The sequence below is a fragment of the Phyllobacterium sp. 22229 genome (assembly GCF_052056495.1).
GTDB lineage: Bacteria > Pseudomonadota > Alphaproteobacteria > Rhizobiales > Rhizobiaceae > Phyllobacterium > Phyllobacterium myrsinacearum.
In genome coordinates, this window is sequence record NZ_JBQEPA010000017.1 from 1 (window position 1) to 20,123 (window position 20,123).

Annotated in this window: 19 protein-coding genes and 1 pseudogene; 14 read left to right on the forward strand and 6 right to left on the reverse strand. The window is 56.9% G+C overall.

Annotated features, from left to right (window positions below; translation table 11 throughout):
* The 11 genes and pseudogenes from ACTJJ7_RS19475 to ACTJJ7_RS19525 form a co-directional block, all read left to right on the forward strand.
* Window positions 1-956: hypothetical protein (locus ACTJJ7_RS19475; protein ID WP_440968537.1), on the forward strand; the 956-nt coding region annotated here is incomplete at its 5' end.
* The gene (locus tag ACTJJ7_RS19480) at window positions 949-1,479 is read left to right on the forward strand and encodes a hypothetical protein (RefSeq protein WP_440968538.1); all 531 of its coding nucleotides are present in this window, start codon (window positions 949-951) and stop codon (window positions 1,477-1,479) included. The genes ACTJJ7_RS19475 and ACTJJ7_RS19480, both read left to right, overlap by 8 nt.
* Before the next feature lies 1 nt (window position 1,480).
* Window positions 1,481-2,239, forward strand: coding sequence for a hypothetical protein (locus tag ACTJJ7_RS19485; protein ID WP_440968539.1), 759 nt, complete (start codon window positions 1,481-1,483; stop codon window positions 2,237-2,239).
* Window positions 2,236-2,562: a hypothetical protein gene (locus ACTJJ7_RS19490; RefSeq protein ID WP_440968540.1), complete on the forward strand. Its 327-nt coding sequence runs from the start codon at window positions 2,236-2,238 to the stop codon at window positions 2,560-2,562. The genes ACTJJ7_RS19485 and ACTJJ7_RS19490 overlap by 4 nt, the downstream gene beginning before the upstream one ends.
* Window positions 2,559-2,858 (forward strand): hypothetical protein, encoded by a 300-nt coding sequence (locus tag ACTJJ7_RS19495; RefSeq protein ID WP_440968541.1) that lies wholly within the window; start codon window positions 2,559-2,561, stop codon window positions 2,856-2,858. The genes ACTJJ7_RS19490 and ACTJJ7_RS19495 overlap by 4 nt, the downstream gene beginning before the upstream one ends.
* 234 nt (window positions 2,859-3,092) lie before the next feature.
* Complete coding sequence (locus ACTJJ7_RS19500) at window positions 3,093-3,677, forward strand: J domain-containing protein (RefSeq protein ID WP_440968542.1); 585 nt, start codon at window positions 3,093-3,095, stop codon at window positions 3,675-3,677.
* Window positions 3,678-3,866: 189 nt separating this feature from the next.
* A complete protein-coding gene (locus ACTJJ7_RS19505; protein ID WP_440968543.1) occupies window positions 3,867-4,316 on the forward strand; it encodes a hypothetical protein in 450 nt (149 codons plus the stop codon).
* Window positions 4,304-4,411: pseudogene (locus tag ACTJJ7_RS19510) on the forward strand (helix-turn-helix domain-containing protein); the annotation flags it as partial. The gene ACTJJ7_RS19505 and the pseudogene ACTJJ7_RS19510, both read left to right, overlap by 13 nt.
* A gap of 71 nt (window positions 4,412-4,482) precedes the next feature.
* Window positions 4,483-5,565 (forward strand): tyrosine-type recombinase/integrase, encoded by a 1,083-nt coding sequence (locus ACTJJ7_RS19515; protein ID WP_440968544.1) that lies wholly within the window; start codon window positions 4,483-4,485, stop codon window positions 5,563-5,565.
* Window positions 5,566-5,823: 258 nt separating this feature from the next.
* The gene (locus tag ACTJJ7_RS19520) at window positions 5,824-6,405 is read left to right on the forward strand and encodes a cysteine hydrolase family protein (RefSeq protein ID WP_440968545.1); all 582 of its coding nucleotides are present in this window, start codon (window positions 5,824-5,826) and stop codon (window positions 6,403-6,405) included.
* Window positions 6,390-6,767: a VOC family protein gene (locus ACTJJ7_RS19525; protein WP_130269143.1), complete on the forward strand. Its 378-nt coding sequence runs from the start codon at window positions 6,390-6,392 to the stop codon at window positions 6,765-6,767. Before ACTJJ7_RS19520 ends, ACTJJ7_RS19525 begins: the two co-directional genes overlap by 16 nt.
* An 82-nt stretch (window positions 6,768-6,849) precedes the next feature.
* Here ACTJJ7_RS19525 and ACTJJ7_RS19530 read toward each other — a convergent pair whose 3' ends face one another.
* From ACTJJ7_RS19530 to ACTJJ7_RS19540, 3 genes are all read right to left on the reverse strand, one after another.
* The gene (locus ACTJJ7_RS19530; RefSeq protein ID WP_440968546.1) at window positions 6,850-7,992 is read right to left on the reverse strand and encodes a diguanylate cyclase; all 1,143 of its coding nucleotides are present in this window, start codon (window positions 7,990-7,992) and stop codon (window positions 6,850-6,852) included.
* A gap of 397 nt (window positions 7,993-8,389) precedes the next feature.
* Window positions 8,390-9,295 (reverse strand): heparin lyase I family protein, encoded by a 906-nt coding sequence (locus ACTJJ7_RS19535; protein ID WP_440968547.1) that lies wholly within the window; start codon window positions 9,293-9,295, stop codon window positions 8,390-8,392.
* 159 nt (window positions 9,296-9,454) lie between these two features.
* Window positions 9,455-10,357, reverse strand: a complete 903-nt coding sequence (locus tag ACTJJ7_RS19540) for a LysR substrate-binding domain-containing protein (RefSeq protein WP_440968548.1) — start codon at window positions 10,355-10,357, stop codon at window positions 9,455-9,457.
* A gap of 150 nt (window positions 10,358-10,507) precedes the next feature.
* On the opposite strand from ACTJJ7_RS19540, the gene ACTJJ7_RS19545 reads away from it, so the two are divergent.
* A complete protein-coding gene (locus ACTJJ7_RS19545; RefSeq protein WP_440968549.1) occupies window positions 10,508-10,780 on the forward strand; it encodes a hypothetical protein in 273 nt (90 codons plus the stop codon).
* A gap of 204 nt (window positions 10,781-10,984) precedes the next feature.
* On the opposite strand, the gene ACTJJ7_RS19550 is transcribed toward ACTJJ7_RS19545, so the two are convergent.
* Complete coding sequence (locus ACTJJ7_RS19550; protein ID WP_245421165.1) at window positions 10,985-11,509, reverse strand: invasion associated locus B family protein; 525 nt, start codon at window positions 11,507-11,509, stop codon at window positions 10,985-10,987.
* 4 nt (window positions 11,510-11,513) lie between these two features.
* Window positions 11,514-15,947, reverse strand: coding sequence for an autotransporter outer membrane beta-barrel domain-containing protein (locus tag ACTJJ7_RS19555; protein WP_440968550.1), 4,434 nt, complete (start codon window positions 15,945-15,947; stop codon window positions 11,514-11,516).
* A gap of 608 nt (window positions 15,948-16,555) precedes the next feature.
* On the opposite strand from ACTJJ7_RS19555, the gene ACTJJ7_RS19560 reads away from it, so the two are divergent.
* The gene (locus tag ACTJJ7_RS19560; protein WP_245457717.1) at window positions 16,556-16,885 is read left to right on the forward strand and encodes a VanZ family protein; all 330 of its coding nucleotides are present in this window, start codon (window positions 16,556-16,558) and stop codon (window positions 16,883-16,885) included.
* 65 nt (window positions 16,886-16,950) lie between these two features.
* Here the strand turns inward: ACTJJ7_RS19560 and ACTJJ7_RS19565 are convergent, their stop codons facing one another.
* Entirely contained in the window at window positions 16,951-17,523 is a 573-nt protein-coding gene (locus ACTJJ7_RS19565; RefSeq protein ID WP_440968551.1) for an isochorismatase family protein, read from the reverse strand.
* A gap of 1,209 nt (window positions 17,524-18,732) precedes the next feature.
* Here ACTJJ7_RS19565 and ACTJJ7_RS19570 point away from each other — a divergent pair.
* Entirely contained in the window at window positions 18,733-19,851 is a 1,119-nt protein-coding gene (locus tag ACTJJ7_RS19570; RefSeq protein ID WP_105735582.1) for a porin, read from the forward strand.
* The last annotated feature ends 272 nt before the right edge of the window (window positions 19,852-20,123 follow it).

A 20,123-nucleotide genomic window follows, 5' to 3' on the forward strand; every position in this document is an offset into this window, starting at 1 on the left:
CTAGCGCTTCTGGTGATTATGTCAAATTCATCGACCACCAATCTGCCATTGCACAGCTTGAGGCGGAACGGGATGAATTGCAGCGCGAGTTAGATCATTTCACCAGTTCAGGGATAGCAGAGATTGCCGTTAGAAATCCAAGTGTCATGGATTATATGTCCCATTGGGAGGGCCGAGCGGAAGCAGCTGAGAAGCGGGTCGAGGAATTTGAGGCAGGTATCAAGCGTCTTTCCGATGAAGAAGAGCTTTTGGCTGAGACTACGGATGGAGATATGTTCTCTATGGTGAGCCTTGCCGCCAAACTAGCGGCGTCGGAACGTCGCGAGAAGGAACTCGCTGGCATCGTGCAAGATGCGGATGACAGACGTATTGAACAGACAGACCGCGCCACCGAAGCCGAAGCCTCCCTTGCTGAGCGAGATGAAGAACTGTGCAAAGCCAATGAACTGATTAGCGCTGCTGTTGACGACTATAACCAAGAGCTCGTCAAACTTCATGAATCCCAGAACGAAAGGGCCAGCCTCGAATACAATCTGGACGAGATGACAGCTGATCGTGATCGCTGGCAAGCCGCCCTCGCTGAATGCCAGAGGAAGAAAGAGGGGTTGCGGGAGGTAGGGGTAGTTGCTTGGGAGCATACACTGCACAAGGAGCTTGGCCAGACTGATACCGAAATATCCACATGTTCACAGCATCCTTTTGGTAGGCCCGGAAAGGATTATAGCGATACCTACACCATCACCTCAAAACCTCTCGGCTACATCACAAGGGCTAAGAAAGAAACCATATCGGCATTGAGTAAAGCTTTGTCACCGTTTGCTCGGATCAGCACCGAAGGCGTTGCTAAGCAAACGGAAAACTACACCACCGTGCGGATGTTATCGGATCATTTTCACACTGCCGCCCGTGTTCTCGCCGCCCTCTCTCCTGAGAACGGGGGTGAGAACCATGGGTAACGTGACAGTGAAGTCGCTGGAGTGGTGGGAGCCTGATCATACAAATAATTACACCCACGGCGCAAAGACGATCATCGGAACCTATTACGTTCATATAGATGGCGGTCGTCATGTTGGATGCATGGAAACATTCGTCAACGACAAGATTGAGCAGTGGGAAGGCCCAGAACGTGGGCACTTGTATGAGGCACAGAGTGATTGCTTCTCCGATTACGAAGCTCGCATCCTCTCCGCCCTCTCCGTTCCTTGCTTACAGGAACCGGCGGGACTAGCTGGCAACATGCCCGGAACGAGTGGCTTCACAATGGCGACATTCGAGGCCGCAAAGGTTCCAGTTGGCACTCATCTTTACGCCCAACCTATCGAAGTACGCGAGCAGGCGATACGCGAGTGTGCGGAGATAGCTAATCGGTTTGGCCAAAAATTCGGCCAGAAAGATGAGTTTGACCGCGATGGTTATTGTCGAGAGGCGGCAGCGAACGACATAGCCGATGATATCCTCGCGCTTCTGGAGGGCCGCTGACATGAGCCGAGTAGTTTGCCGTTTCTCCTGTGGAGCTGCCTCAGCAGTTGCCACAAAGTTGACCTTGAGGAAATACAACCCCGACAGGGTCGTCATAACCTACAGTGACCCCGGATCTGAACATGAAGACAACAAACGTTTTCTTGCTGATTGCCAACGTTGGTTTAATCACGAGATCATTACGCTTAAGTCTGAGAAATACGAAGACACTTGGGCTGTATGGGATGCTTCGAATTTCATTGTTTCTCAGCACGGTGCGGCCTGCACTGGACTCTTGAAGCGCGAGCCTACCTATAGTTTTGCCGAACCAGACGATATCCTTGTGTTTGGGTATACCGTTGAAGAGCGAGATCGGGCCGACAGGTTCCGCGAGCAAAACTTTGAAATCACATTCGAAACGCCTCTAATTGAAGCTGGTTTGAGCAAAAGTGATTGTCTCGCAATGATCGAACGATCGGGTATCGAACTGCCTAGAATGTACAAACTAGGCTACCACAACAATAATTGTATTGGATGCCCAAAAGGAGGCATGGGATATTGGAATAAAATCCGCAGAGACTTTCCAGAGGTATTCGAACGCATGTCAGTTTTGCAGCGTCGGCTTGGCTCTGGTTCTGGGTTCTGGCGCGAGAGGGATTCTGGCCTTCGGATAATGCTTGATGATCTCGACCCATCGCGTGGAAATCACGACGAGGAGCCGAACGTTGAATGCTCATTATTCTGCCACTTGGCAGAACAAGATGCGGAGGATGCAGCATGATCCAGACCATCACTGCCCCATCAATCCGCTTCGAAATCTTCATGGCTGGCGATATCGCTCAAGCTAAGCAGGTCTGCCGTGAACATTGCTTCGAGGTCGGCCTTTGCGTCACTATCGAGCCGGTGGACTACATCTATACCGGCGGCGAGGAATCTGGCTTTCGAGTTGGGCTGATCAACTATCCGCGCTTCCCAACCGATCACGACGGTCTGCTTACCAAGGCCACTGCTCTAGCTGACAGGCTGATGCACCGACTTTGCCAGCATTCTTATTCGATTGTCGGGCCAAACGAAACGACTTGGTACTCCCGGAGGCCATCATGACCGATGTAAACACTATGGTGGAACGGCTGGAGATGGCCTGCACAGAAGTTGCCGATTTCATCCATTCACTCGCTGCTGAGAGAGATGAGGCGACAAACGAAGATCTGTGGCGGTTCTGGAATACAAAGGCGCGTGAGTTAGCGGCAGATAATATGGCTCTACGGGAGATAATCTCCAAATGTGCATCGGCTACTGGTGCGTTCGTATCTCCTGAATGCAGCATCGAATTCATGAGCGCTGTTCCCAATGAAATATCGCTGGCTCTCCGCGCCCGCGCAGCTGGGAGGCGTGAATGATGAGTAAACAACTACTTTTTGAAGCAGCATTCGTAGCTTTCACCTTGTCTGCATGCAACGCCATAATCTGGTGGCTGACATGACCCACTCCCAGCTAATAGCGCGCCTAGAGCAATTGACTGGGCCGGATCGCGAGGTTAGCGCATCCACGCGAGAAACGATCGCCAAAATTCGCGCTGCGTTCGCCAATTGCCCCAAGATCAAGGCCATCCTCAAAGCCCATGGAGGTCAGCAATGACAGCAGAAGCATTTCCGCTTCACTGGCCGACAGGATGGCCCCGGACGAAAAATCCGCAGCCCTCCAGATTCGATGTTTCCATGGCTATTGCCCGCGACGGCCTCGTTGACCAAATCCGACTGCTCGGTGGTCGATACGTGGTCGTGTCCACAAACGTGGCGCTCCGGCGTGATGGCCTTCCTTATGCGAACCAATCGGAACCTTCCGATGTAGGTGTCGCGGTATATTTCGAGCGCAAGGGAAAGCAGATGGTTTTTGCCTGTGACCGATGGAACCGTGTCCGGCACAACGTCAGGGCAATCGAGAAAACCATTGAGGCGATGCGAGGCATAGAGCGTTGGGGAGCATCGGACATGCTCGAACGTGCATTCTCCGCCTTCGAAGCTCTGCCTGCGCCTCGCGCAGATAGCTGGTGGGAAACTTTGGGTGTCCACTCCAAAGCGACACCAGATGAAATCAATGCGGCCTATCGCGAGAAAGCCAAACAGGCCCATCCAGACAACGGTGGATCGCACGATGCGATGGCCACCCTAAACGCAGCGCGATCAGTCGGTCTAAAGGCCCATGGTGCAGGCAAATGATTGACCGCACCGAATTCAACGAAGACGGCACCCTTGACGAGATTGTCGGCTTAGGCGGCGCTCATCTTGAGAACATGGGCGGATCAAGGTGGTTTCTTGAGATCACCCACACAAATGGAACATCCACAGCACTGTGGTTTACCTCAAGGAGCCTTCGCAGGCCTCATTGGGAAAAGAGAGGTGTTTCCAATGGTAACGTATGAAGAACTGGTCGAGAAGGTGGCGCGGGCTGAACATGCCGTTAAGCGCACCCAATGGGTAATCCAAGGTTTCTACGACAAGAAGAATAATAGGCATTCAATACGGGACACCTCAAAGACGAAAAACCAAGAAGTATGGTTTCTCGCCACGGAGGACTATCAGGACGGCCATGAAACTATGATGGCAGAGATTGATAGGATAAATGCGCGAGATCGTGCCAAGGCAGCCATTGCCACCATCCGCGTGGCCCTGCAAGAGCCCAGCAAGACAATGATCCGTGATATAATTGAGGCCTGTAACGGCTGTCACTGCGATTGTTGCCGGGAGAAAGTCAAACTAACACTATCCGCCGCCCTCGCAGCCAGCCCTCTTGTAGAGGAGGAGCGGAAGACGGTGAGCAATGAGAACAGCGGGGAGAATGATCGATGCCCCTATTGACACCAGAGCAGGCCGCGAATGAACTTGGCATCTCCAACCGTCAGTTATTCCACCTCATGGCGGATGGAGATTTGCCGTACATCAATATCGGACGTGGCAACAAGACAGTGCGGCGATACGATCCTTCTGATCTGGAGGCCTTCAAGGCTCAAAGGAAGCAAACGCAATGCCGATCTTCAAGCGCCGTAACGCACCGTTCTACAGCTACGATTTCCGCGTCAAAGGTAACCGATATACAGGAAATACTGGCAAAACGACGAAGCGAGAAGCTGAGCAATTCGAGGAATCGGAAAAGCGGCGCATCAAAAGCCTGACAATCCAGTCAGGCCAACCGATGACCATGGGGCAGGCAACAGGCCGATACTGGGATGAAGTCGGCCAATTTCATGTGAACAGCGACACGACCGTGACGGTATTTGCTTGGCTGGACAGACAGATCGGCAAGAACACGCTCATTTCATCCATCACCGATGCAGATATTGCAAAACTGATCAGCAAGCGCCGGGCTGAGAAAGATGTTCAGCCGTCAACGGTCAATCGATCCGTAACCCAGCCCATGCGGGCTCTTTTGGCACGTGCTGCCGATACCTGGGGACAGGAAGTCAACAAGATCAAATGGGCCAAATTGCTTCTGAAAGAACCGCAAGAGCGCGTTCGGGAACTCATGCCAGATGAGGAAACGCGACTATTCGCTAAACTGAGGGCGGACTATCACCCCATCGTCAGATTCTCTCTTTTAACTGGATGCCGTATGCAGGAATGTCTTGACCTGACATGGCGACAGATTGATTGGACCAATCGTCAGATGCGCGTCACAGGCAAAGGAGAGAAGACCCGAACCATTCCCGTCTCTGATGCTGTGTATTCGCTGCTGCGCCCCTTACCCATGGCAAAGGACAAGGTATTTACCTATGGCAGCAAGCGCGCAGACAAAGCCCCCCGCGATGAACTGCGGCCAATAACGCGCGAAGGCCTCAAGTCAACGTTTGAGCGGACCGTTGTCAATGCCGAGATTGAGGATTTCAGTTTTCATGATCTGCGGCACACCTGCGCCACGCGGCTACTGCGAGCAACCGGTAATCTGCGGTTGGTAAAAGACCTTCTTGGGCACTCTGACATGAATACGACGCTGAAATATGCGCACGTGACCCAAAGTGATCTGCTCAATGCGATGAATCACACCCAAAACGCCGCACAGGCGAAGGATGATCAGGCTAACGAATTGAAAGAGAACCAGAAAATAGGCTGAGGCATCATTTCCCCCAGTCAAGTGCGCTACCGGGCTGCGCTACGCTCCGCCGGTGCCGAACCCCTAGAATACTGGGGTTTTTTTGGCAATAGCCGATTTGGAAGAAAAAGAACAAACTGCACACAAATGCACGGCATGGCTGTTTTCAGCACAGGAAGTCCCACGGATTTCTTTACCTTCCCCATCCTTCCCTCATACTCGCCGCGCTAAACGGGATGATTCGAATGCGGAATTCGGATTTCATTTTGGAGGATTCTGATGTTGATCGATTTCCAGGGCCGCTATATCGAGAGAGCGGCCCTCGTCATTATGCACTATCAAGCCGACGTGTTTGCAATCCTGTTCGGGGAGCAGCCATCGCCCTTGCTGGATCGGTGCAACGACCTGATCAGGCGCTGGCGCGCCACCGGACGGCCGCTGCTGTTCCCCAACTTTTCGCTGGGTGAAGCCTATGAACACGCACCGCCGCCGAGCAACCGCCAGATTTCGCCCTATATATCGTCCGGACATTTTCGCACCGACCGCCCCGTTGCGGGACTTGCGATCGAACCGGGTGATCTTTTCTATGCATGTCCGCGGGCCAGCGTTTTTCATGGCACATCGCTCGACGCCGATCTTCGGACACGCGGTGTAAGCACCCTTGTTATGGCCGGGATAAGCACCACCGGCGTCGTTCTGTCCAGCGTCACCTGGGCCAGCGATGCGGACTACGATGTGCGCCTGATCGAGGACTGCTGCTATGATCCCGATCAGGAGGCGCATGACGCTCTGTTCCGCTCCGGGTTCGGCGGACGCGTCCAGGCCCACACACTTCAGGAGAAGCCATGTTTGACCATGTGAAATTCGGCGTAAGCGACTATGCAGCCAGCAAAGCGTTCTACCTCAAGGCACTCGAACCGCTCGGTGTCGCTGTCATCGCAGAGGGGACGACACCGGCACAGGGTGCCGAGCTCAGCCCGGAGGGCAAGGCTTCCCTGTGCCTGTACCAAACCGAGGAGAAGCCGGCGCACCTTCATCTGGCGTTCACGGCAGAGAATCGCCAGCAAGTCGAGGCGTTCTATCGGGGCGCTCTGGCGGCGGGCGGCAAGGACAATGGCGCTCCGGGGCTGCGCCCGCGCTACCACGCGAACTACTATGCCGCTTTCGTCATTGATCCGGACGGGCACAACATTGAAATGGTTTGCCACAAACCCGAGGCCTGACCGGCGGTCACACGAAGACAGGGCGAGCTGAACCTCCTCGCCCGTCTCAAATCGACTGGGGATATGCCATATCCGGCTGGATCTATGCCGCGATGGCGTATCGCTTCTTTCCCGCAGCCTTTGCCTGGTACAGGGCCCTGTCGGCCTTATCCAGTAAAACGCCGGCCGCATGTCCGTGCCGCGGCGCAATGGCAATGCCCATGCTGGAGCCCACTTCCACGCAGCTGCCGGCATTCAAGCGGATGCGCGCACCTATGTTTTCAGAAATTGATGCCGCAAACGCCGTCAGCTCCTGCTCATCGCCGCTTGCTTTCACGATGACAAACTCATCGCCGCCAATGCGTGCCGCTGCATCGTCAGGCCCGAGATTGGACAATATCCTGCGCGACACCTCAAACAGGACCTCGTCGCCACTTGCATGGCCATATTGATCGTTTACGAGCTTGAACCCATCCAGATCGAGGTAAAGCACGGCAAAGCCTGTCTGATCCCGCTGCAGCGTAGGCAACCGGTCATTGATGTGCGCCAGCAAACCGGTGCGGTTCAGCAGTCCCGTCAGGGCATCTTCATTTGCCCGGCGCTCATTTTCGCGTTCGGCCAGCTTTGTCGCGATCAGCATCGCGTTGAGCTTATGCGAGGCCATGGCCATGCTGATGAGATAAAGCGGAATTTGCAGCAGCGTGACATATAGGATTGGCTCGCCAGACATCGCTCCACCGAGGCAAGCCGGTCCAAGGCTTAAGATGATCATGACAGAGGCAAGACGCGGCGCGCCGAAATTGCGAAAGCAGATGCCTCCCACCATGGCGCCGGCAGACAGGCAGGCGAGCGTTGCCGCAACCCAATCCCCGCTCATCATGCTAATAAAACAGCCGTAACCGACAGCGCCCGACCAGGCCAAGGCCAGCAGAATATAAATGTCGGTCGGCGTGGCTTTGCCCGCTTTGGCATTCCTGTGGCTTATAAGCAGCACCACGAGCCTCATGCTGCAAATCAGCAATTCACAGCCCAGCCAGAAGATGAATTCCGGCCGCGGTATCCTGTAAGCAATGAATGCCGACACCAGAATTGTGTTGATCACGCCTCCGGCAAAGATCGGCAAGGTCCCGAACAGGCTCGCAATCAATTCCGATCGAATGTAACCAGGCACATTGGATCCAGCATCGGCCAACCAGCGCGTCAGACGCCATCCTGGTACACTGAATCCTGAAATTTCCTCGCGCATAGACACCCGCTCCTTTGTCGAAAAGATGCCTAGCGAAGAGTCGTCAAGAATTAGAGAATCCCGTGACGCTTCCCAACTGGATAGTTAGGGTCAGGACCCATTAATATGATCGAAATGGCGCCTGAAACGGCAAGAAGATGCGAGGAGAGATGCGAAGGGCGGGGTTTTTCCCCCGACCGAGCAGCTCGACACTGCAGCTTGCAGCCGTTTCGGCGTCCGGAGGATACGGTCCATTTGCCCGGCTCCATCGTCGCAAAGGACTTGAGAATGGATAAACATTCCCATCGCCTTTGCTCCTTGTATCCAAACAAATGGCCGCGTACCATTTCGACCAGATTAATAGGTCCTGACCCTAGGAATGCCTTAAGATGGGAACAGCGATCCTGATGAGCGGGCATCATCGCATCGGCAACGGATTTTCGGACCACGAGGGATCGCCTGCCGGATTTGCGGGCCAAAACCGGATACCCGTGAAATCAATCGACTGCACATTGTCCGGCAGGGCATCGCGATAAATGCCAAAGCGCGGCTGGACGTCGATGAACGGGCGGCCGGAACTATCGCGGGCTCCGTGATCGGGATAGCCGAGAAGCCCGGTATAGGGATCGCAACCGCGTCCGTTGAGCCAGACCTCTACCCGGCTCGCGCCTTCCTTTAGACTTGGCTTGATCATGACCTTCACATCATTCCAGTGCTCCAGGTCCAGATGCCATGGACCGCATATCATTCTGGATTCCCCAAGGTTGCAGTCAGTGGTTCCGCGCACCTTGACCAGGAAATCCGCCCCCGTGGCCGACGGGCGGGCCTCGACCTTGAACAGGGGATTGGCGGCGGGACACGCCCCTTGCGGCTTCTCGTCGCCCGCCTGAATGTTCTGTTTTACCTGATGGATGACCGTCCGGTTGCCGATGCCCTGCCAGGGACGTTCAAGGCGGAACCGGAAGCGGTACCAGGTCGGCTCATCGAATTTGATGACTTCCTTTCGCATCTGGATTTCCACGCGTTCCGTCGATTTTTCGTCGGACTCCCTTTCAACGGCGTCACCTGCATGCACGGCGAGGCGCAACACTGGCTCGGACGAAGAAGCAGCGCCGGCATCACAGGACAAGCGTGACCGCCATGCCCCCTGATCCAATTTCTTGCTGATCTTCCACAGGCTTGGGGGATGCTGCGGATCGGGCGCACACACCTCGGCAAGGTCGCCTGACAGGGGCAGAGCCGCCTCCTGCGCCGTGGCAGACCCCGCAACCATGAAGCTCAGGCTGAAGAAAACACAAGCTATCCGCGAAAGACGTGCGTTCACGAAACGAACTCCCCCTGTTCCATATCCTCTCATTCCCCTTCGTCATAAGCTGCAATCCCAATGGCAACATGACACAAAAGCATCAGCCTGTGTAAATCTGTAGATTGCCTGGGCTGAGTGGCCGGGTGCAGGCAGTTTGCCCGTGACGCTTGCCCTCGCTCAGGCAAATGTTTGGATCGCAGGGTGTTGAAACCGGCGCAGGGTGGCGCCGAGCTGCTCGAACTCCTGTATCCGGGGATCGCTGCGCCGCCAGGCCAGAACAATGGTGCGCGCATATTCGCTGCCCCGCAGCGGCAGGTAGCGCAGCCCATGCACTTCGCTTTCCGCCAGGACGGGCAACAGCGTGCACCCCTCACCCGCGGCAACCATGTATTTCAGTGTCTCCAGGCTGGTCGCATGCCGGCTGGACGTGTCGATCTCCGCACAGGCGGCAATGGCCTGATCCCGCAGGCAGTGCCCTTCCTCCAGCAGCAGCCGCTCATGGGCGGACAGGCCCTGCCATCCGGCGGCGCCGGACAGGGTCGCCGCATGTCCCTCGGGGCAGGCCATGACGAACGGCTCGTGAAACAGCGGGATTTCGCACAAAGCTGGTTCTCCCGTTGGTGTCGACATGAGCACGGCGTCAAGGTCGCCGCGCAGCAGGGCCGTGACGAGATCACCGGTACGCCCTTCCCCCAGCACAAGGGCAAGCGCCGGGTAGTGCGCGCGCAAGCTCTGGAGAATGCGCGGGAAATAATAGGGCCCGAGCGTGGCGATGGCCGACAGGCGCAGCGTGCCGCCGAAAGCTTCCCCGGAACGGACGGAGAGCTCCAGCAGCCGTCCCGCCTCGCCCACCACACGGCGCATCTGCCCGATCAGTTCCTGCCCCTGCGGCGTGACGATCACCCGCCGCGTCGTGCGCTCGAAGAGAACTGTCTTGAGCCGTGTCTCGAGCTTGCCGACCTGAACCGACAGCGAGGGTTGCGCAACCCGGCACCGTTCGGCCGCCTTGCCGAAGCTGCCGAGGTCGGCAACCGCAATGGCGTATTCCAGATCACGCAGCGACAGGCCGGACAGAGTCATGGCGGTGATATCCCTTTTCCGTGCAGCCAGCGCCGCAAATATTGCCGCAGACACCGGCCTGCGGTCAATTCATAGTCTATACCTATGAGAATACGGCATTTATTGTATTATGCCAATGTATGTGCGCACGATATATGAAACAGGCCTGATATGGCGCGCATAAGCGGCGCCCAGGGCAGACACGCCGGGCCGGACAATGGTCAGGGCATTTCCCGTTACGTGAAGGAACGCATGATGACAACGAACGAGCAGATACCGGTCAAGGAGATGGAAGTCGCCGCCACACTCAAAGCGCTGAATACGGCCCTGTCGGAAGCGGGCGTCGAGGCGGACAAGATCATCTCGATCCATTTCGTCCTTGGGGTCAAGGCGACGGTCGGACAGCCGATCGAAGACAAATACCGGGTCCATTACCGCGGTTGAATGAACGGAATGCTCCGGCAGCGCCGGTCTTGGCATATGACGGCTTGATTGTGACAAACGCCTTTGGCAAGTGAGCTTCGCTTGAGCAACCCAAGCAACGGGGTCCAGTGCGTGCCTGCTTTTCACAAGGTGCTGCGCTGGGCCTCGCCTTGCATGGGCACGCGAGCCGTGCGCCAGCAGCGGTCTTGTCCTGGGTACAATCGTTTACTTGCCCAGCACCGCAACCCTGTCCAGGGCCTCGGCGAACCCTTTCAGCGATACGCTCAGCGTCACTGGCTTGTTGTCGACGCTGGCAACCGCATTGATCTTCAGCGCCTGCCCCTTGCGCAATGCAGCCAGCTTCGCCGCATCGAATGACAGCGGAACGATACAACCGATCGGCAGGCAGGTTTTGAATGGCAAGGTCGCATCCGGCTTGCCGTCATCGACCTGCAGGGTTGCACCCGATGCCAGCGCCAGACCGAAGGGCAGCACCAGATTGCCCGCGGCATTCTTTTCGCCCTGAATCGCCAACTCGATGTTCAGAACGAGCTGGCCATTCTGCTGCGACTGCTGCTGTGAAAAGGCGCAATGCTTGGCCGCTTCCTGCTGCACGCAGGCAACGCGCCAATCCTGGAATGTCTCCTGTATCGAGGAGGCCCCGCCCGGCAGGGCGGAGGCCGGAGCCTGCGCATAGGCCTGACCGCACATAAGGAGGGTGCCTGCCAGAAGTCCCAATCGCTTTATCATACTGTTACCACTTGATCCTGAAACCGGTCGTTCCATTCAAGCTATAGCTATCGCCGAAATTGGCAAGACTGGTATTCACGGAAACCTCGCCGTAAATCGAATATTTGTCATCGGCCCAGTTGAAGCTGCCGCCAGCCCCGATACCGCCCCAGAGACGCTCGTTGCCGCTGACAAACTTGGTTGTAGAAACATCAACCTGTGTGCCGTTGAGGAATTCGTAGTAGAGGTTCGCGATACCGTAGACATTGGTGCGTGCCATTCTGCCGGACTTGTCGGCCCAGGCATTCTGATAATTGGCGGCAAGACCAAGGCGGCCCTTCAGACTATCGCCGCTGTCCAGCGATATCCGCGCACCGAACGGATCGGTAAAGCGGTCGAAATCCACGGCGGAATAGGACAGCTGGGCCTGTGGCGTCAGTGTCCAATGCTGGTTGAGAGCGATGCGCTGCCCCGCCTCGAGGCTGAAGGCATAGCCGAAGCCGTTATTGCCATCGGCCATGGTCCGCGCCGCGGTATCAGACTTCAGATCACTGTCGAACCATGTCGCCTGGGCCTGGCCGTCGACATAGAAGCCGTTCTGGCCGTACCAGGTCAGCGTGCCGCCGAAACCATACCCGTTGGTATCGATGGTGCCTGTCCCGTAAACCGATGAAATATCGGCGGAGACATTGCCGTAATGGACCGTGATGCCGCCGATGAGCGTGCCGGCATCGCTTTCGTACAGCTTTCCGTCAACGCCCGACTGCAGCTTCCAGATGTCATACTTGTAGTCGGTGCCGCTGGTCGACGTCTTCGGCTCGGCGGTCATGTGGGCCGCTTCGATGCGGGTCCAGATCGCCCGGCCATCGACGCGGGTCGTGCCTCCGTTCGACGGCAGCGGTTCGGCTTCCGGCGTTCCCGGCCCGTCGCCTTGCGCAATGGCGGCATTTCCGGCGCCCATCCAGTAGCGGTTACCCACACGCTGCTGCAATGTCGGCAGCCCGTTGAGGCCGAGGAGCGTCTGCGCATAGGCCTCGTAAAGCGGAACACCCGGCTGATAAAGCGGTACAACAGGCGGCACCACCGGCGGTACAACAGGTGGAACCACTGGTGGAACAACGGGCGGCGTGAGTGGGTTGGTCAGGCTCGAGCGCAGATACCAGTCGCCATCGGTCGGCGTGGTCACGCCATTCTTGTAGAGCCGGTAGCCATAGGCGCCCGCGACGATCGCCTGCTGACCCTGGAAAACATAATTTCCTGCCAGCGCAAAGGTCGCGTTCGAAGCACCGGCGATATCGACGACCTTAATGCCGTTGACGGTTGCTGCGCCGTTGCCGCCGATATTGGTCACTTTCAGGGTTGATGTACCCTGCGTGTCACCACCGACTTTCACGAGATCGGTCACGGACGAATCGTTGCCAAACACCGTGTTGAGCGCAATCGTACCGTTGTTGCTGGTGTAGCCGCCTGACATGGCAAGGACGGTGCCGGGCTTGCCGCCCAATGTTACAAGACCGTCATTGCTCAGCGACTGCACCGACTGATCATAACCCTTCAGATCGACGGCCGCATTGGCGGCGACAGTATAGGCCGAGGCCGCGCTGAACACATTGGTTCCGCCGGCAACCAGCGTTCCCGCCTTGACCGTTGTCGGCCCGCTGTTGGTGGCGTTGCCGACAAGAAGCATGGTGCCGGTGCCGTCCTTGGTGATGCTGCCTGCCCCGCTGAGCGAACCGTTCAATGTCAGCGTGGTTCCCGCATCGGTCAGCAGCGTTCCGGTGCTCAGCGTGTTGACCGCCCGCGATGTCGTAATGTCCTTGGTGGTGTGGAGCGTGCCGCCGTCGAAGGTCAGGCCTCCGGCTGCCGCACCGAGATTGCTGTCGCTGGACACCTGCAGCGTGCCGCCGCGGATGTTTGTCCCGCCGGTGTAGCTGTTGGCATGGTTGAGAACCAACGTGCCGAGGTCGGTCTTGACGAGCTGCGAATTGCCGGTCAGTTCGGCGTTGATGGTCGCGGTATAGCCCGCGCCGTCGGACGTACCGTCACCCACGCGGACAACGGACGACGGCGCGCCCACCAGCGTGATGGCATCGCCATTGACGACGTAACCATCGGAAGCAAACTGCATGCCCGACACATTGACCTTGCCGAGACTGTTGTCGACCGTAACGTTCCCCGGCTTGGCCATGAAGATGGCAAACGCGGCATCCTGGAACGGCGCATTGACCGATCCGGTCTGCTCCGTCCAATTGTCATTGCCGGTAAAATTCTGCCAGACACCGTCACCGCCGTTGACGGCGCCGTTGTTCTTCGGTCCGGCATTGCCATCCCAGTAATTCAGCACGAGGCCGTTGGTGTTGACCAGATTGACCTGGTTGGCCACCGATGTCTGCACATAGAAGTCGGGCGACGGAATGGTTCCGATGTTCAAGCCGTTGTTGGTCAGGGCGCCGCTGTAGCTGATCACCCGGTAGACACCGGGGTCGAACGTGCCGCCGGATGTGGTCGCCACATTCAACGTACCATCCAGAACGAGATCGCCCTTGACCTTCGTCAGATCGTTGAATGCACCGCCGACGATGTTGGCCTGGCCGAAACTGTAATCGAGAATGGAGCCCGACGAGAGCGAAAGGTTCTGATTGATTGTCAGCGTACCGGGCACGGTGCCGAGATCGCCGGGTGAAAGGTGCGCGCCGTCGGCAATCACAACGCTGCCGCCGATGGTGCCCGTGCCGCCGAGATTGGCTCCGTTGTTGACCGTGGTCAGGCCGGTCGCTGCCGATTGGTTGCCGTTGACGTAGAGGCTGCCGGTGGCAACGGTCGTTGCCCCGGTGTAGCTGTTCGTGCCGGTCAGCACCGTGTTGCCGGAACCGCTCTGGAGCAGAGTGCCGGTGCCGGAGACTACGCCGCCGAAATTGACCGTGTCGGATCGCTTGAACACCAGCGCGCCGTTGTTGGCGACATTGCCTGTGATGCTGCCGGATGTTCCGCCATCGCCAAGCTGCAAGGTGCCGCCTGATATCGTGGTGCCCCCGCCATAGCTGTTGCTCCCGGTCAGCGTCAGCGTGCCGGATCCAGCCTTTGTCAGGGCGCCCTGCCCGGTTATTCCCTGCGATACCGTCGAATTGAATGCTTGCGTGTCGATCGTGCCGCCCGGCGCATTGACCGTGATGGCGCGCGATGCCGACAGATTGAGGTTCGTGTTCAATTGCAGCGTGCCGCCGTTGAACGTCAGCGGACCGGCCGCAGCACCGAGAGCGTTATCGGCACTGATTGCGATGGTCCCCTGATTGATCCGGGTGCCGCCGGAATAGGTGTTTCCGCCTGCGGCTGCCGGGCTGAGCGTGAGAACGCCTGCGCCGGTTTTTTCCACCGCACCGGTGCCGGTGATCAGGCCGGTATAGGTTCCGGCATCCGGCTGGGCGAACCGCACCAGCCCGTTGTTGGTCACTGTCGGCGGCAGGCTTTGGGCGCGTGCCTCGAGCGTGCCAGGGCCGTTGACGGTGACACTGCCGTTGAAACTGCTGTTGTTGCCGGTCAGCGCCAGTGTGCCCTGGCCGACGGTAACCGCCAGCTGCGTCCCGCCGCCATTGTTGCCGATCGTTCCCGACAGCGTCCAGCGCCCGTCGCCCGTCTTGAGAAGCGTCTGGAAATTGCTGATGTTTCCGGCCAGAACATCCTGCGAGCCTGCGCCGCCATCGAGCACCAGCGCATTTGTCCCGCCGCCGCCGTTGAAACTGCCGGTGATGACCGACCCGGCTTCGAGTGTCAGCTTGTCGTTACCGCGGCCGAATGTGAGATTTCCCTCGACCCGTGCGCCGGTGCGATTGATGAAATTCACATCGCTTGTGCCGCCATTGCCGATAACATTGGAATTGCCGCCGTTCACCAGTGTCCGGATGATGCCGTAATTGTCGATGACGTTCGGCGCGCCGTTGACCTGGTCCTCGAACCAGATCGCAGCGCCTGAGTTCGATTGGATCAATCCGTTGTTGACGATGCGGTTGCCAAAGCCGTGCACATTGATCGCTTCGGCATTGGTAGCAGTTCCAGTCGAGAGAATCTGGCCACCTGCCTGAATCGTCAATGTGCCGCTGCTGCCGAATTCAACGGTATTTCGACCTGTTCCGAAATTTCCGCCGCCATTAGTTATGGCCTTGTTCTGAACGGTCGCATTGGCTCCAATGGTGATATTGGCATTGTTGCCCAAGCTGATGGCATTCAAACCGTCAGAATTAATCTGGGCATTGGGGTTAACATTCACAGTTGCATTGTTCAAACCTGGACCAGTGCCCACCGTTGCACTCTGAATACCATTGGTGTCGCACGTGGTTGTTCCGCCGGTGACGGGTGCCGGTGCGCAGACAGCAAGCGCTTGGGAGGTCAGGAACAGGTCAGCGATGACAACGAGTGCGGTGGAGGCCAACAGTTTTGTGGCGATCACTGATTTCTGGTTCAAGCTATAAACCCCCGATACTGAAAATATTGATTCAAATTTTGAACTATATTTCAGTACGGCGTCACAACCTGATTGCGCAACCTAAAATGGTATCGGTTGCATCCGCTTTGACACCATCTGTGTCATCTGCGCATCACATTTGCCCATACATGTAGAAAAAGACATTGGGAAACCCCAATATTTGCCAGTATTTGAAACTAATGTTTCGCATGAGATAGGGATGTATCACCCCCGGCAAAATCCCATGGCTCCCGGAACGGCAACCGGCCGAATCGCTCCCGGCTGCATGCACGGATATCGGCCGCAACGGCAAAATAGCCGCGGGCGGACATACCCTCGCCAAGACCGCGCCCGCATCTCAGTTTCGCCTCAGGTTCGGATAATCTCCTGCTCAGCTTCCCGTGTTATCACCCGCACGTTGTCACCTTCGGGCAACGGAGGCTCGGCATTCCCATCACCCCCCGATGCCCCTTGCCGGGCCTCACCCGAAGAATGCGGGCACCATGCGGCATCCCGTTCGATCCCATTGCCACGCGAAGTCTGTTTCATCTTCAATTGCAGATTGTAACAGGATTGGAACCGCACGTTGAATGCGCTATGGGATATGAATGAAGCTCATTCAAATCACCGCCTGGCTGCTGTTTGCCGCCATACTTTTCATCACTGTTGATCCCATCAGCCTGCGGCCCGAGAGCGGCCTGCCGGTCAATGTCGAGCGTTTTGGCGCTTTTGCCGTGCTGGGCTTTGTCTTTGCCGCAGCCTATCCGCGGCGGTGGCTGCTCATCCTGGTTTTGGTGGTCGGTGCGGCTTTCGGGTTCGAGCTGGCGCAGATGCTTGCCCCTACCCGGCACGCCCGGCTGATGGATGCCGTGGTAAAGGCGGCAGGCGGAACCTTTGGCGTTGCCGCGAGCGCTCTCATCCTGCGCCTCTTGCGCTAACCCTGTCGCGAAGACATTGAAAGGATGACGTTGCTGCAGCCTTCTTGTTGCGATGATGACTGATCCTACGCGCGGCGAACCGCCTCGAAGCGGACATCGCCCGCGGCGGCCAGAAGGATGATTTCGTCGCCCAGCGACCATTCCGCCGCCCGCGCCGCCATCCGTGCGGGGACGGCCTGCGAATTGCCCGGACCAGCCGGTACATCATAGGTTGCATGGCCATCATGGGAAAGGATCACCGAAAATCCTTTTTCCAGCGCGGCTCGCGCTGTCGCGGCCAGGCACATTTCCGACAGCATGCCGCAGATCGCCATCGACCGGACGCCATGCCGCCGCAGCATATCCTCAAGCCCGGTGCCGTCAAAACCATTATCCCCCGACTTGCGAACCACCGCTTCGTGCACGCCGGGCGGGAAGAACAATTGCCAGCCATCGCTATTGGGCTCGTCAACAGCGCCGGGAACACCGTCATTCTGCAGGAAGATAACCGGCACATTCGCCGCGCGCGCATTCTCAAGAAGTATTTCCACCGCGCCCTGAAGCTGCCGATGATCCGGAACAGCGTCCGCCCCCGTGATGAAGGCCTTTTGCACATCGACGACCACCAGGGCCTGGGCAGTCGAGTCATCCTGCGTCAACACCAAATCTCCGCCCTCCTCGCTTTCAAGTGAGGTGTCCAACATAAAGGCCTGTCCCCATATGTTATTCACCGTTTCGTGTACGTCCGGCCCGGCATTCGAACATTAGATATGTTCCAAACTATCCGGAATCATTGCATATATTACGTCTCTCAAAAAAAGTCATAAGACACGAGGGGTGCGGAACATGCGAACAAGAATTAAGTTTCTGGGGCAACAGAGCTGCAAAGAAAAAATCATCGTTCAGGCGGAGGAGCAAAGTCGCGCTGCCCAGATGAATTTTCTCGATTGCGCAACCGATGTGCAGGCGCTGATCAGGCGCATACGGCGGAAGGCGAGAATTAAACTTCTGACATCGCACAGATAATCCGGATTTTTGCGGACGGAACTGTGATTTGACTGTTACAGGTCGAGGCCTCACATTTTCGGGGCAGCGCTCTTGCGCGGCTGGAGGCTCGGTAACTGACACTGATGAAGGCAGGCTACCGGGCCTCGTCTGCATGGTGCCTTGCTGGCGCCTGCTTGTTAAACGGCGTATCAATCCAGCCCAGAATCAGCCACAAGCAAATGGCCCGCAAGGGCACGGCGCGACTGCTATCAACTTCAGGATAGGGTCGGGCGGGCTGATTGACGTCTCACCCGCTGCCACGAACAGACGTGGCCGCCCGATATTCCCGCAAGCGACAGCCGAACACGGATCCCGCGGCACCGGTGCGGAAATTCATTCGCCGTCATTGCCCGGCAATCTTCCTTTGCGAAGTCTCGAGCGAAAATTCATGCGGGCTGGTCATTGATTGTGAAGCGAAGCGGTTCCATCGCGAAGAAACTGACGGATTTCCTGATTCTTTTCCTGTGGGTTATCACCCTTGTGGAGCTGATGCTGTTTTCCCTCTTCGATATCCTCAATTAGCCCTACCCGGTGGGACGAGGTTTCCCACCGGACTGGCCCTCGCGGAATTACCAAACGAAAACCTGATTAATATTTCAACGCCCTATCACAATTTTGTTACAATATCATGATATGCTTGTGATTTATAGTATTCATTATGAATATACTTGATATTAACCATACGTTAACTTGTAGTTGCAAATCCGCAACAATAAAAATCCCATCGCTCCCGGCATTAAAGATTTGTAATTTGACATTTGACTCTACGACCAAAGTCGCAGAATACCGGATTGTCACTACCAATCTCATGGAGAGCAACAATGAACATTAAGAGCCTTCTTCTCGGCTCCGCTGCAGCTCTGGTTGCAGTAACCGGTGCGCGCGCTGCTGACGCAGTTGTCGTCGCCGAACCTGAAGCTGTCGAATACGTTCGCGTTTGCGATGCTTACGGCAAGGGCTTCTTCTACATTCCTGGCACAGAGACCTGCCTGAAGATCGGCGGCTACCTGCGCGCTGACATCAAGGGCGGCGACAGCGTATACACCGGCGGCCACATCAATGACGTAGCTGGTGGCGACGATGGCACCTACTACATGCGCACACGCGCTACCGTTCGTTTCGATGCCCGTTCGGAAACCGAACTCGGCACACTGCGTTCGTACATTGAAACACGTTTCAACTACACGAACGGTTCCAACAGCGGCGGCCTCATTCCGAATGCATTCATCGAACTCGGCGGCTTCCGCATCGGTGTTGCTGACGAAATCTTCGGTTCGTGGACCGGTTATGCCGGCAGCGTCATCAACGACGACGTGATCAACTACCAGTCCGGCACATCCAACCAGGTCAGCTACACCTTCGCAGCTGGCAACGGTTTCTCGGCCATGATCGCTGCTGAACAGGGCGAATCCGAATCCGACAACGATGGTGTTTCGCACGACTACCGCATCAACGATTACATGCCGCATGTCATCGGCGGTGTGAAGTACGAGCAGGGTTGGGGCGGCATCTCGGCTGTTGCAGCTTATGACTCGGTTATCGAAGAGTGGGCCGGTAAGGTTCGTTTGGACGTCAAGTTCACCGACACCGTCAAGGCATTCGTCATGGGTGGCTATCAGTCCAACTTCGACGACAACTACTCGGTTGGCCACACACGCAGCCTGAACTGGTTCGGCCGCTGGGAAGGCGACTGGGCTGTCTGGGGCGGTCTGTCCGCCAAGGTTTCGGATAAGGCAACTGTCAATGCACAGGTTGCATACGAATCCGAAGGCACTGTTGCTGGCACTTTGAACGTTGCTTACGAGCTCGTTCCTGGCTTCACGATCACGCCAGAAATCAGCTACACCAAGTTTGATGGTCATCGTAAGGATGTATCGATTGCCAAGGGCGGCAACGACGATGCATTCGGCGGCATGATCCGCTTCCAGCGCAACTTCTAATCCTTTCAGGATTTGAAGATGTATCCGGGGCCTGTCCCCGGATACTCAGGCCTTGGCCCAACAAACCTATGAATTGTGTTTGGCAATGGAGAAGGACTGCATTGCCGAACTGCGATGATGAGATCTCCAGTCACGTCATTTTTTGAAACGGTGGGCTTCGCGGCTCACCGTTTTTTACATGTGCGGTGCCCCTGCGCTGCGTGTCCGTCAGGTCGACATGTTGTGATTTGGAAACCGGCTCGTTTCCCGCTATATTCCCCGCTGGAATGCAG